Origin of the sequence: Pseudomonas sp. ERMR1:02, assembly GCF_002277815.1 — a bacterium.
Taxonomy (GTDB): Bacteria; Pseudomonadota; Gammaproteobacteria; order Pseudomonadales; family Pseudomonadaceae; genus Aquipseudomonas.
On the sequence record NZ_NKJI01000018.1, the window covers coordinates 26,662 to 39,415 of the forward strand.

Below are 12,754 nucleotides of genomic sequence, written 5' to 3' on the forward strand. Positions count from 1 at the left end.
GGTGTGCCGGGTTGAGCGCCTGTTCGCGGACGTTCACCCCGACACATCTCCAAGCCTTTCATTTGCCCAACCGATCACACGCTGGACATCCAGCACAAGGACGTACCGCATGGCACACCATTCCACACGCTTGCTCCGCCGCCTCAATCCCTACTGCGCACAGGCGCTGAGTGCAGCGGCTTCGCTGTGCCAAAGCCGTGCCCATGCACAGATCAGCATCGAACACTGGTTGCTTAAGTTGCTTGAGCAAGGCGAGGGCGACCTGACCCTCATTGCCCGCCGGTATGAGTGGGACATGGACGCGCTGTGGCGCGGGTTGCTCGATCACCTCGACACGCTGCCGCGCAGTGTTCAGGGCAAGCCACAGTTGTGTGGCAGGTTGCAGGAGCTGATCAAGAACGCCTGGCTGCGCGCCTCGCTGGAAGGCAATGACAGCGTGCGTTCGGCACACCTGCTCGGTGAGCTGCTGACGAACCCTGACCTGCTGGCGTGCGATGCGGTCTGGCCGCTGCTTAGTCTGAGCGACATCCAGTTGCAGCAGCTTTTTGCGGTGCTCGATCAACACTCCGAAGAGCGTCCTCAGGTCCAGCATCAGGCGCAGCTGTTTACCTCCGCTGATCCACTGGCGACTGCTCCTTGCAACGATGCCTTGCAAGTGGTGCTGGACAAATTTACCCAGGACATCACCGCCAAGGCGAGGGCAGGGCAGATCGACCCGGTGTTCGGCCGTGACGATGAAATTCGTCAGGTCATCGACATTCTCAGTCGTCGACGCAAGAACAACCCGATCCTGGTCGGCGAGCCGGGCGTGGGCAAGACGGCACTGGTCGAAGGCCTGGCCCTGCGCATCGTCGAAGGCAATGTTCCCGACAGCCTCAAACCGGTCAGCGTGCGCACGCTGGACCTCGGGTTGTTGCAGGCGGGCGCCGGGGTCAAAGGTGAATTCGAACAACGCCTGAAGAATGTCATCGACGCCGTGCAGCAGTCGCCGCATCCGGTGCTGCTGTTCATCGACGAAGCCCACACTTTAATCGGTGCCGGTAATCAGGCCGGTGGCGCGGACGCGGCGAACCTGCTCAAACCGGCATTGGCCCGTGGCGAATTACGCACCATCGCAGCAACCACCTGGAGCGAATACAAGCAGTACTTCGAGCGCGACGCTGCGCTGGAACGACGCTTTCAGATGGTCAAGGTCGACGAGCCGGACGATGCCAATGCCTGCCTGATGTTGCGGGGCCTCAAGGCTCGCTACGCCAGCCATCACGGCGTGCATATTCAAGATGCGGCGGTACAGGCGGCGGTGTGTCTGTCGCGGCGTTACCTGACAGGCCGGCAGCTGCCGGACAAAGCCGTCGACCTGCTCGACACTGCCAGCGCACGCGTGCGCATGGGCCTTGATTGCGAGCCGCAGGCGCTGGTTCGGCTCAAGGCCCGCAAGACGGCACTGGAGCTGGAGCAGCGGGCCCTGCTGGAAGATCAGCGACTCAGTGGCGGCCCTGTGGAAGATCGACTGGCAAGCATCGCGGGTCAACACCCCGAGCTCGACCGTCAGCAAATCGAACTGGCGGCGCAGTACCGGCAAGAGCTCGAACTGGCCCGACAACTACTCGACAAGCGCCAGTCCGAACCCTCTCGCCCTGATGACTGTGTGGCGCTGCAACTACACCTGAACCAAATCCAGGGCAGCCAACCGCTGCTTTCGCTCGACGTCACTGCGCGTAGCGTGGCCGAGGTGGTCGCCGACTGGACCGGGGTGCCACTGGGCAGTCTGCTCAAGGACGAACAGGCCAGTCTGCTGGGGCTGGAACAGCAACTGGCTCAACGGGTGATCGGTCAGGATCATGCCTTGGGCGCCCTGGCTCAGCGCCTGCGTGCGGCCAAAACAGGTTTGACCGACGAGCAAGCACCACTGGGCGTGTTCCTGCTGGTCGGCACCAGCGGCGTCGGCAAGACCGAAACCGCCCTGGCCTTGGCCGACTGTCTTTTCGGCGGCGAAAAGTCGCTGATCACCCTCAACCTGTCCGAATACCAGGAAGCCCACACCGTCAGCCAGCTCAAAGGCTCACCACCGGGCTACGTCGGTTACGGCCAGGGCGGGGTGCTCACCGAAGCGGTGCGTCAGCGCCCCTATAGCGTCGTGTTGCTCGATGAAGTGGAAAAAGCCCACCGCGACGTGCTCAACCTGTTCTATCAAGTCTTCGACCGCGGCTTCATGCGCGATGGCGAAGGGCGCGAAATCGACTTTCGCAACACCGTCATTCTCATGACCTCCAACCTCGGCAGCGACGAACTTCAGGCCGGACTTCAAGAGCAGCCAGAAGCTCCGGACAGCGCCCTGCATGAATGGCTGCGACCAATTCTGCGCGATCACTTTCAGCCGGCCTTGCTGGCGCGTTTTCAAACGTTGATCTACCGCCCGCTGGACGCCTGCGCGCTCAAGCGCATTGTCGCGCTCAAACTCGCCAAGGTCGCCCAGCGCTTGCAACGTCACTATGGCCTGACCTGCCAGATCGAGGATTCGCTCAACGACGCACTGGTTGCCGCGTGCCTGCTACCGGACTCCGGCGCACGCAACATCGACAGCCTGCTCAACCAACAGATATTGCCGGTGCTAAGCCAACAGCTCCTGCAGCGTCAGGCAGTCGATAAAAAAACCCTTGGCGTGACCCTGGGCCATAGCGACGAACACGGCGTCTGCCTTTTCTTCACTGACGCTGCACCAACGGCGTCCTCTACGGCCGTGGAGGCCTGAACATGAACCAGCCACTACCGGTCTTCTTTGACCACAGCCGCCACAAACTCCAGGTCGAGGATCTAGACGCCCACCTCGACGTCCTCGCCTTCGACGGCACGGAACACCTGAGCCAACCCTACGTCTACCACATCGAATTCACCAGCACCGAACAGGACCTGGCCGCCGAACAACTGCTCGGCAAGCACGCCACATTCAGCTTGCACGCCGTGCCGTCAAACCTGCCGGTGTTCTCCTGGGCACCGCCGCCCGAGGTCAAACCGCTGCGCACCCTGCATGGCGTGATCAGCGGTTTGCAACGACTGTCTGGCTCGCGCGACGAAGCCCGCTACAAAGTCACCCTGCAACCGCGACTGGCGCTGCTCGACCGTGGCCGGCAATACCGCATTTACCAGCACCAATCGGTGCCAAAGATCGTCGAGCAGGTCCTGCGCAGCCGCCACGGTTTCGAGTATCAGGACTTCGTCTTCAATCTGAATCGCCAATACCCCCGGCGCGAACAGGTGATGCAGTACGGCGAAAGCGACCTGGCCTTCATCAGCCGCCTGCTGGCCGAAGTCGGCATCTGGTACCGCTTCACCAACCACGAACGCCTGCCGATCGACGTCGTGCATTTCTGTGACGGTCAGCGCGGCTACCAGTTCGACGTCGAACTGCCGTTGCGCCCACCGGCCGGCCTGAGCAGCGGCGAAGATGGCGTGTGGGCCTTGCAAACCCGCCATCAGGTGGTGGAAAAACACGTCAACGTTCGCGCCTACCACCACCGTGACGCCGAAGCCCACCTCGACGCCGACGTCGACCAGACCGGCGGCGCCCGCACCACTCACGGCGAGGCGTACCACTACGCCGAACCGTACCGCGTGCTTGGCGCTCGCTATGGCCATCACGAAGACCTGGAAACCGAAAGCGGCTACTTTTACGCGCGCCTGCGCCACGACCAATACCTCAACAGGCAGACCCGACTCAGCGGCGTGAGCAGCAGCGCCTCCCTCGCACCGGGTCAGGTGCTGACCATCACCGACGGCGCCCCCCAGGCCTTCACGCCACGTTGCACGCTCATCGGCCTGACCACTAGCGCCGCCCGCGACGCCAGCTTCGAAGCGAAGTTCGAGGCCATGCCCTACTCGGAAACCCTGTGCTTTCGCCCGGACATCCCAACCAAACCACAAATCGCCGGCACCGTCCCGGCCCGGGTCACCAGCGGCGAAGCCCACGACAAATACGCCGAGATCGACGTCGAAGGCCGCTACAAGGTCAACTTCCTGTTCGACCGCGACCCCTGGGAACTCGGCGAAGAAAGCCTGTGGCTGCGCCTGGCCCGCCCTTATGCGGGCGACACTTACGGCCTGCACCTGCCACTGATCTGCGGCACCGAAGTGGCCATCGCCTTCGAGCAAGGCGACCCGGACCGACCCTACATCGCCCACGCCCTGCACGACAGCGAACACCCCGACCACGTGACCCTGCGCAGGCGCGATTACACGCGCAACGTGCTGCGCACCCCTGCCAACAACAAGCTGCGCATGGAAGACGAGCGGGGGGAGGAGCACGTCAAGCTCAGCACCGAGTACGGCAAAAGCCAGCTGAATCTGGGGCATTTGGTGGATGCCAAGAAGCAGAAGCGCGGTGAAGGATTTGAGCTGCGGACGGATGAGTGGGGGAGCATCCGGGGTGGCAAGGGCATTTTCATCAGCGCCGATGGACAGGCCAAGGCGCAAGGGCCCGTGCTGGACATGAGTGCCGCCGTGGACCGCTTGCAACAGGCCGGCGAACAACTGCAAAAGCTCTCGGTCGATGCCCAGGCCGCCAACGCCGATCCGGCGGATGTGCCGGCACAACTGCAACTGCTGCGCTAGGAGCTGGAGCAACTCAAGTCTTCCGTCTTGCTACTCAGCGCACCGCAAGGCATCGCCCTCACCAGCGGCAAGCATCTGCAACTGGCGGCGCAAAACAACCTGATGCTCAACGCTGGCGGTGAAGCGGATATCAGCGTGGTCAAGCGTCTGTTCATCGGCGTGGGTCAAGGGCTGAGCCTGTTTGTGCGCAAGCTGGGGATCAAGCTGATCGCCAATCAGGGGCCGGTGCAGATTCAGGCACAGAACGACAAGCTTGAACTGTTTGCGCGACATGGCCTGGACATCACCAGCACCGAAGATGAAATCCACATCACCGCGAAAAAGAAGATCGTCCTCAATGGTGGCGGCAGCCACATGACGCTGGAACAGTGCGGTATCAAGGCAGGCACCGCAGGGGACTATGAGGTCAAGGCGGCGGACTACCTGTACACCCAGGTCAAAGCCGCCCAGCCGGCGCAAATGTTCGGGCTGGCGCAGGTGATCGATCCGCCGCTTGAGTTCCACGAGAAATTCCGGATCTTCGAGAGCAATGGCGAACAGCCCTGGGCCAGCGTGCCCTACAAGATCACGGCCGCCTCCGGCAAGGTCTGGAAAGGCACCACCGACAGCCAGGGGTTTACCGAGCGCGTCTACACCGCCAAGCCCGAAGAGCTGTCGCTGGTCTACGACATCGAAGAAGAGGAAGAGGAAGAAGAACAGGAAGGGATCACGCTGCGGCTGGGGCTGTTTTTTGATGGGACCGGTAACAATTTGGCCAATGCTAAGGCAACCGAACAATGTCGGCGTGAGGATCTGGCGTCGTTCGACTCGAGCGATCTGGAAAGCATGGTCTCGTACTGCAAGACACACGGATTCGATGGGTTTGATGGCAAGGGTTTTAATAGTGCACCGGATAACAGTTACGGGAATGCGCCGAGTAATGTGGTGTATCTGCGGGAGCTGTATCCGGACCATGCTACCGAGGGGCTCCCGGCTGACGCTGAAATTGGCTATGTGCCGGTCTACATCGAAGGTATTGGCACCCGAAGTGGCGGCGAAGACGACTTCTTCTGGGGTCAGGGCATGGGGCTGGGTGAGACAGGGGTGGTGGCACGGGTTGAACAGGCGCCGGCTACGATTGAAAAGCAATGGGAACGTTTTCAGCGCGCCAACCCTGGCGTTTACGTCCGACGTGTCGAGTTCGACATTTTCGGCTTCAGTCGTGGGGCCGCCGCTGCCCGGCACTGTGTGAATGAGCTGCTCAAACCGGGGCGCGGGCTTTTCAAAGAATTACTGCAGGCAGGTCGCTTCACCCTGGTAACCACTTTCGATCCGGCGGTGGACGTCAGCATCAACTTCATCGGCCTGTTCGACACCGTCGCCGCCATCGGCGGTATTGACCTGAATGTTTCGGACGATCACAACCCGGGCGTAAACCTGTACCTGCCACCCGGTTGCGCGCGTCAAGTCATCCAGTTGCAGGCTCGTGATGAATGCCGGCACAACTTCTCGCTCAACGGCGTGCACCACCACCATCGGCAAATCTGCCTGCCTGGCGTGCATTCGGACATTGGCGGCGGCTATCTGCCGCGCGCCCGCGAAAAGGTTTTGTTGACCAAACCTATTGTGGTCGACCTGAAACCCAACCAACCCATGACGTCTCTCGGAGAGTGGCCGCGATACTGCACCCAATTGGAGGCGCTACGTGCCAGCGGCATCGCCGACGACGGTGAGGTCGAAATCAGGACATGGGAGACAGTCAAAGCGCCACGCGGCGGTCCGGAATCCCAGGTGAAGCACTACCTGATGGCGATCGAACTCGACCGACCGGTACGCGGCGAGTTGGCCCTGATCGCCCTGCGTGTCATGCGTGAGTTGGGGGTGGGCCATGGTGTGCCATTCAAGGACGTTGAAGCACGACCTGATTTGGCACTTCCCGAAGACTTGCACCCCATCGCCGCGCGCGTCCTCGATCAAGTGCTGGGGGGCAACGAAGTCAGCCTCGATCCTGAACAGGAGCGTCTGTTGCGTCGACGCTACATTCACCAATCTGCTCACTGGGTACCGAGCATAAAGTTTCTGCTTGTCAACAAACCCGCGTCGGAGAGCAACCGCAAGATCTATAAGAATCATCCACAGAAGGGGTATCCCCAATGAGGCGCCTGTCCCTGCTCGTCAGTTTGCTGTTTAGTCTGTCGGCTTGCGCTACTGGCCAAAAGCCGCCTGCTTCACCCAAGCTCCCCTACAACAGTTGGCACATCGGCCTCGCCGCGCCGCGCCATATGGAAGTCTGGGTCGAGACCGTGGATGTGCTCGATCAGCGTGGGCTTGCGTTTTTTCCGCGTGGCTGCTGGCGTGGCAGGCTACTCCCGCAAGCCAGAAAATTGGCACTACGCGGGCTCAACGATGCCAGTGAGTAATGTCGATCTGCCGGAACGGATTTTCCTGCGCTGGCAATCGCTGGTCGAACCGCAGACCTACAAGATCCGAATTCCGATCCCGCAATGGGTGCGCGACGAGATGGTCAAGCCGGAGCGGGTATTTTGCCCGGGAGCCAAAAAGTGGAAAGAGGACTATCGAGACTCCATCACCCTGGGCATGACCCCCGGCGGCATCGTCAAGGTCTGGGTGGGCGGGGCCTGTCTGGATCTCAAGGAAGTCGGGCGCTTTCAGGCGGAGATCGAGCCCCTTGGGCCTTACAGAGGCAAGAGCAAAGGTCAGTACATCCGCATCGAGCCCGAGAACAAGGCCTATGTCGACCAACACGGAATTCCTTATGGCACTTGGTAAATGGTCCCCAATGAAGCGCCTGGCCCTGCTTGTTAGCCTGCTCTTCAGCGTGTGCGCCTGCGCCAGCGGGTCCAAGCCTTACACTCCACCAAAACTGCCTTATCACAGTTGGTATATCGGTCTTGCTGCACCACGTCATATGGAAGTTTGGGTTGAGACCGTGGATGTGCTCGATAATCGGGGGGGAGCATATTTTGAAGTTCATCGTGGGAGGGCGAGTTATGCCCGAACACCGGAAAAATGGCCCTTAGCAGGAAGAATGATGCCAGTGAACAACGTCGACTTGCCGCAACGGATTTTCCTGCGTTGGCAATCGCTGGTGGAGCCGCAAGCCTACAAGATCCGAATCCCTATCCCGCAATGGGTGCGCGACGAGATGCTCAAACCGGAACGGGTGTTTTGCCAAGGCTCCAAAAAATGGAAGGTCGACTATCGAGACTCGATCACCTTGGGCATGGCCCCTGGCGGCATCGTCAAGGTCTGGATGGACGGGGCCTGCCTGGACTCCAAGGAAGTCGGGCGCTTTCAGGCAGAGATCGAGCCATTAGGGCCGTTCAGAGGCAAGAGCAAAGGTCAGTACATTCGCATCGAGCCCGAGAACAAGGCCTATGTAGAGCAGCACGGAATTCCCTACGGGACTTGGTAAATGATGTCCCGTACCAAAATAACGCAGGTGAACTTATGAATGGTTTTACTAAATACCGTCTGAAGGGAAGTATTTGTGCTCAATTTGTTAAAGGCTATCTATCGATTCTGACTGTGGCGTTGTTATTTCCTTTTATCGCCATGGCTAACGACGAGACTAGTTTTGCTTCGTATATTTTAACTTTTGCCGGTGATGAGGTAACTACAGACATTAGTTCGCCAAGGCGATATTCTCGATTTTCAACGCAGGCCAAAGAGGATGCAGCAGCCTTTGTCGCTAGCGACGGAGCTATCAGAGGTCCGTTTCTTGAAAGCGCTATTCAAGAATTACGCATAAGAGCCTCTCCACATTTAAGTGATCGGGGTATTGCCAGTTTTATACTCGGTGGTGCCTAACGCATCTAAATAGTTGCTTGTGCAAAAAAACGCTCAATGCGTCAGTTAATTTGAGAAGGATTTTTAAATATGCAAGCTCGAAATGTTCTATTCGCAATAGGCATGTCGCTTTTCTCCGCTCTATCGGCAGCTGATTCAAGCGACCTTGCAGGGCGTTACTACTTGCAAGGTGCCATGGAGATGGCTTCTGAATTACTGCTCAAGAAAGATGGTACGTTCGCCGGCGGGATTGCTTATGGCGCGGCGCAAGGTAATGCCAAAGGTACTTGGCGGGTGGATGGAGATGTAGTGTTATTGCAAAGCGATGCAGGAAATACACCGAGAGCTGCGGGTGATATCAGTTTTAGGCTGCAGGATGAATTTAATCTGGAGGAGGTAAAAGAATACCAGGAATATGATAGCCAGCGCGGCTATAAGCTTGCGCACAATAATTATGTATTGGAGATAAGGCGTGATGTGGATATAGCACCTCCAGCGATTAATCCTATGGATGTTTTTTTCGAGTTCTCTGATGGCACTGTCACTAATCTGGTGTGGAGTGGTTGGACAGATTGGCGTCTGTCACTGCCCTTTGACGAGCGAAAAAACCTAAAGAAAATTGGCTTTCGTGAAAAGGGAAATACAGGTGCCATTCAATGGTTCGAAGTTTCTAATACGGCGCGCTGGCTTGCTATTGACTGGAAGAAAAAGCCAGGTCGAAAAATATCATTTGATCAACCCTATGAGCGTGATCTGGTGGAGACTGAGCTTTACTATAAAGGTAACCCTGAAGAGTTGGAGCGCATCAAGGACAAATATATGATAACCCTGCATTACGATAATGAACTCATCGAGGCGGAGATTAATCCTGTGCTTGTTCATTGGGCATTTGATGACGGTTTTGTCCAAAAAGAAATATGGAAGGAATCCAATGGGGAACTAGCACACCTGCCCTATGTGGCGCGAAGGAAGTTGCAGAAAGTCGGGTTTCAAGAGCAAGGATCGAAAGGTCCCGTTCAGTGGCTAGACGTCTCTCCAACAGGGCGCTGGTTCACTATTTTCTGGGCGGGGCATCGTCCCGGTCAGGAAGACGATCTTTCAATGATGTTTAAGGATTTGGCTTTGGAAATAAAGCCGAATTGTCTGGTGTTTGATTTGGGTGTTGGTAAAGCGTGCTTCCGTAAATGAGTTTTGGGCTTTCTTAAACTCGATAGGTGGTTCGTAGGGGCAAGTTTGTTTCGACTTGGCCTTTCTGAAGTGAATGAGACATAAACGGAGGGATGTCATGCAGCAAGTCAAGTATGCAGGAAGCACTAACAATGCTGACAGCACTGTAGTCAAAGTGCTGTCTTCGGATACGTCGTTAACCTGGCTGTCGCCTGCTGAAAATGCAGTGTTCAAGATCTCTCAGGATGCTGAGCTACCAGAAATTGTCTTCGAGTTTCACACGCAAGTGGCCGGCGATTATAAATGGTCATGGACGATTGAATGGGAGGCGAAAGTCAGTGGCTTAAGAGAGCGCGCCAGAAAAGACAATATATTGCAGACGTTCAAAGAGTCGGGTTCGTTTGTCAGTAACACCCGTTCATGGACCGTCGGCTTTTCTGAAAAGGTGTTGGGCGGCACGCTGACAGTGAAGGTGAGTGTCGGCGCCAAGACATTGACAAGAACCGTCGTGATAAAAGGACAGAACCCCAGTGCGCAAAGTGTCGCGACTTATATAGCCACCCTTGATGACATGACAGGCTTTGAAAAGCTGCTGGAGCAAGAAACCAATTCCAGGCACTTCATCAACTTCGATGGTGAGCCGATAGCTGCGTTCGATAAAGGTTATGGCATCACCCAAATGACCAACCCCGTCCCCACTTATGAGCAGGTGTGGAACTGGAAAGCCAACATTCTGGCGGGCTCATCCATTTATAAGGACAAAGTTCGCATTGCAAAGAAGTACCTTGGCCAAGCGGGCAGAGCTTATACCGATGATCAGTTGCAGCATGAGGTATTCAGTCGCTGGAATGGCGGTTCCTATCACGAGTGGAATGCGACCTCCGCGTCGTGGGTCAGGAAGAAGAACATCTTGTGCGATTCCAATACCGGCAATATCGGATGGTCAATGGATAAAGAAAAGAACACGGGGCAGACCGAAGCCGAGTTGCGCGAGCGAGATAAAGACACGTACTCAAGAGGTATCAAAGGGCAATCCGATGATCACCCGTGGGAATACAAAGGGGTGTGTTATGCAGACCATGTGTTGGGTGAATAAACTCGCAAAGGGGCTGGTTTTCTTTTTGTTGGGTTTATATGTGATTGACCCTGTTTATGCCGGCGCTGATTCATCGCGGGTGAAAAACAAGGATGGGCAGGTGCTCCTGCAAATGGTCGATGGAACGGTCTATGGTCTTGAGTTGATCTCCGATGTAGAAAGCGTGTTCTATGACAAAGATAAACACTTGGTTGAGGGGGGTAATTATATTTCACTGTTTCAGGTTTCTTCCTCCAATAGTGCAAATCCTGCAGGGCTTTGTGGTGCAGGAAGCGAAATCTGGCTCTATGTCTATCAAGTAGTGGGTGCGACGTTGATTGAAAAGACCAAGAGATTAGTGAGCAGCTGTTTGCGTTCGATTTCAATGGCAGGCCAGAACTCGGGGGAAGCGGGGCAAGACGCCGATTTCTCTTCGGTGCAGTGGAACTTGCGGGGGTTTTCCATTGAGTGGTTCGACCATGTTGATGCTGCGGGACGGCCGTTACAGCTTTCAAATTTTGTATTGCATGGCGGTGATTTTTTACAACAAGACGTCTTGATTCAGGACAACCCGAAGAACTGATCCACCAATTAATAAAAAGGACTTGGACATGAAAGGCATCATTCGTAAAGGCGACAAAAACTCAGGTGGCGGCACCGTGCTTTCGGGGTCTACTGCCAAGCGGTTCAATGGTATCGGTGTCGCTCGCGAAGGCGACCCCGTGCGCTGTCCGATTCCAGGCCACGGCGACACGGTAATCGCCGAGGGGCATCCGGGCTATCGCGACAATGGTGTTCCAGTCGCATTCGAAGGCCACCGCTGTGCGTGCGGGTGTGTGTTGATTTCTTCTCTGCCCGTAGCAGGTGCGAACTAGTCATGCCGGTTAGATTGGATCGCGTTCCCGCACCAGCAGCCAGACCTGCACGCCCGCGTATCCTGCTCTGGTTGAGCTTGCTGGTGCTGTTTTTGGCATTGGGTATCGGGCTGACATTTGTGTTCGCTACCCAGGCGTTGCGAGAGCAGCCAATGAGCTTCTGGGGCCTGGCATTGGGCATGCCATTGTTGGGTTGGGCCATTCTGGGATTCGGGCGAATCGCACTCTACATAGGCCAGCAAAGTGTTGCCGATGGTTGGGACGAGGCGCGTGAGGACGACTTGATTGGCAGAATTCGCCAGGGTCGACGTTCCCAGCAAGTGTTGGCCGTGAGTCTGTACACCGCGCTTCATAGTCCGCAAGACCAACCCGCAACCCAACTGGATGCCTTGTTGAGCGCAACCCAGGTGCTGAAGGCCCAACCAGACCCGGTGGGGGAGGCACCTTTGCGCCACACTCGCCTGCATGGCGGCGCGGAAGAAGAACCTGAAGACGTTCTGCTTCGGGTATTGACGCAGGTTTTGACCGACCTGGGGCAAACCTTGACGCAAGTGCCAGACGACAGGCCGCTGGCGCTGTTGCTGGAAGTCGATAGCGGTTTACCGGATGGTCTGTTGAGCCGGGTGTGGCAGCTGGCATGGCAAGAGTCCGGCATCCGCCAATCGACTGTAGCCGTCGATGGCTGTGGGTTGGCGGCGGTGGATCACTGGCTCGACCAGCGAATCAACGATCAAGCCTTGTTGCTGGTATTGGCGGTGCGGTTTGCCCCTCCAGAGCCCGAAGGCTCGACAGAGGTCGCCGTGGGTTTGTTGTTGGGCAACCGTCTGACGCAAACCACCCTGGCGCCGATTGCCTATCTCCATCGGCCTGAGCCGGAGCGCAAGCCCACCGGCGCCGATTTGCTCTACGCCGCGCGCCAGGCCCTTGACTGGGTACCGCTGGAAGGGCAGTCGATCGAACAAGTCTGGCGGGTGTGTATGGGGGCGCAACGAACTGTCGCCATGGCGTCCGTGTTGCTTGAAATTCCGATACCGGTCGAGCCGCCGCGAGGTGTGTGCAACCTCGATGCGTTGCTTGGCGATCCGGGAAAAGCCGCACCCTGGCTGGCCATTGCGGCCGCGGCACAAACGATTGAGCGCGGTGCCGGTCCGCAATTCATTTTCAGTGGCGACGATGAAGCAGCCGGGCTCTGGTGCACGGTGTTGACGCCGGTGTCTCCACTTTCGAAATAGGAATCTCC

The 12,754-nt window shown here is 57.3% G+C and carries 12 protein-coding genes; all 12 read left to right on the forward strand.

Features of this window, described 5'->3' with window-relative positions; genetic code table 11:
- The first annotated feature begins 109 nt into the window (after positions 1 to 109).
- The 12 genes from tssH to CES87_RS24940 all read left to right on the forward strand — a co-directional run bounded on the left by tssH (position 110) and on the right by CES87_RS24940 (position 12,746).
- Entirely contained in the window at positions 110 to 2,752 is a 2,643-nt protein-coding gene (gene tssH, locus CES87_RS24890) for a type VI secretion system ATPase TssH (protein ID WP_128608197.1), read from the forward strand.
- A gap of 2 nt (positions 2,753 to 2,754) precedes the next feature.
- Positions 2,755 to 4,608, forward strand: a complete 1,854-nt coding sequence (locus tag CES87_RS24895; RefSeq protein WP_371858262.1) for a type VI secretion system Vgr family protein — start codon at positions 2,755 to 2,757, stop codon at positions 4,606 to 4,608.
- Between the two features lie 27 nt (positions 4,609 to 4,635).
- A complete protein-coding gene (locus CES87_RS34545) occupies positions 4,636 to 6,744 on the forward strand; it encodes a DUF2345 domain-containing protein (protein WP_371858263.1) in 2,109 nt (702 codons plus the stop codon).
- Positions 6,741 to 7,007: a DUF2931 family protein gene (locus tag CES87_RS33595; protein WP_256591075.1), complete on the forward strand. Its 267-nt coding sequence runs from the start codon at positions 6,741 to 6,743 to the stop codon at positions 7,005 to 7,007. The genes CES87_RS34545 and CES87_RS33595 overlap by 4 nt, the downstream gene beginning before the upstream one ends.
- Complete coding sequence (locus tag CES87_RS33600) at positions 7,000 to 7,377, forward strand: DUF2931 family protein (protein WP_256591076.1); 378 nt, start codon at positions 7,000 to 7,002, stop codon at positions 7,375 to 7,377. Before CES87_RS33595 ends, CES87_RS33600 begins: the two co-directional genes overlap by 8 nt.
- Positions 7,378 to 7,387: 10 nt before the next feature.
- Positions 7,388 to 8,023, forward strand: coding sequence for a DUF2931 family protein (locus CES87_RS24910; RefSeq protein WP_128608256.1), 636 nt, complete (start codon positions 7,388 to 7,390; stop codon positions 8,021 to 8,023).
- Between the two features lie 35 nt (positions 8,024 to 8,058).
- Positions 8,059 to 8,418 (forward strand): DUF2388 domain-containing protein, encoded by a 360-nt coding sequence (locus CES87_RS24915; RefSeq protein ID WP_128608198.1) that lies wholly within the window; start codon positions 8,059 to 8,061, stop codon positions 8,416 to 8,418.
- A gap of 69 nt (positions 8,419 to 8,487) precedes the next feature.
- The gene (locus tag CES87_RS24920; RefSeq protein WP_128608199.1) at positions 8,488 to 9,585 is read left to right on the forward strand and encodes a hypothetical protein; all 1,098 of its coding nucleotides are present in this window, start codon (positions 8,488 to 8,490) and stop codon (positions 9,583 to 9,585) included.
- A 97-nt stretch (positions 9,586 to 9,682) separates the two neighbouring features.
- Positions 9,683 to 10,660, forward strand: coding sequence for a hypothetical protein (locus CES87_RS24925; RefSeq protein WP_128608200.1), 978 nt, complete (start codon positions 9,683 to 9,685; stop codon positions 10,658 to 10,660).
- Complete coding sequence (locus CES87_RS24930) at positions 10,635 to 11,222, forward strand: hypothetical protein (RefSeq protein ID WP_128608201.1); 588 nt, start codon at positions 10,635 to 10,637, stop codon at positions 11,220 to 11,222. The genes CES87_RS24925 and CES87_RS24930 overlap by 26 nt, the downstream gene beginning before the upstream one ends.
- 28 nt (positions 11,223 to 11,250) lie before the next feature.
- On the forward strand, positions 11,251 to 11,514 hold the full coding sequence (locus tag CES87_RS24935; RefSeq protein ID WP_128608202.1) for a PAAR domain-containing protein: 264 nt from the start codon (positions 11,251 to 11,253) through the stop codon (positions 11,512 to 11,514).
- A gap of 2 nt (positions 11,515 to 11,516) precedes the next feature.
- Positions 11,517 to 12,746: a hypothetical protein gene (locus CES87_RS24940; protein ID WP_128608203.1), complete on the forward strand. Its 1,230-nt coding sequence runs from the start codon at positions 11,517 to 11,519 to the stop codon at positions 12,744 to 12,746.
- Positions 12,747 to 12,754 lie beyond the last annotated feature (8 nt).

Coding starts and splice junctions, on each gene's coding strand:
- tssH (WP_128608197.1), top strand. CDS start 110: ATGGCACACCATTCCACACGCTTGCTCCGCCGCCTCAATCCCTACTGC.
- CES87_RS24895 (WP_371858262.1), top strand. CDS start 2,755: ATGAACCAGCCACTACCGGTCTTCTTTGACCACAGCCGCCACAAACTC.
- CES87_RS33595 (WP_256591075.1), top strand. CDS start 6,741: ATGAGGCGCCTGTCCCTGCTCGTCAGTTTGCTGTTTAGTCTGTCGGCT.
- CES87_RS24910 (WP_128608256.1), top strand. CDS start 7,388: ATGAAGCGCCTGGCCCTGCTTGTTAGCCTGCTCTTCAGCGTGTGCGCC.
- CES87_RS24915 (WP_128608198.1), top strand. CDS start 8,059: ATGAATGGTTTTACTAAATACCGTCTGAAGGGAAGTATTTGTGCTCAA.
- CES87_RS24920 (WP_128608199.1), top strand. CDS start 8,488: ATGCAAGCTCGAAATGTTCTATTCGCAATAGGCATGTCGCTTTTCTCC.
- CES87_RS24925 (WP_128608200.1), top strand. CDS start 9,683: ATGCAGCAAGTCAAGTATGCAGGAAGCACTAACAATGCTGACAGCACT.
- CES87_RS24930 (WP_128608201.1), top strand. CDS start 10,635: ATGCAGACCATGTGTTGGGTGAATAAACTCGCAAAGGGGCTGGTTTTC.
- CES87_RS24935 (WP_128608202.1), top strand. CDS start 11,251: ATGAAAGGCATCATTCGTAAAGGCGACAAAAACTCAGGTGGCGGCACC.
- CES87_RS24940 (WP_128608203.1), top strand. CDS start 11,517: ATGCCGGTTAGATTGGATCGCGTTCCCGCACCAGCAGCCAGACCTGCA.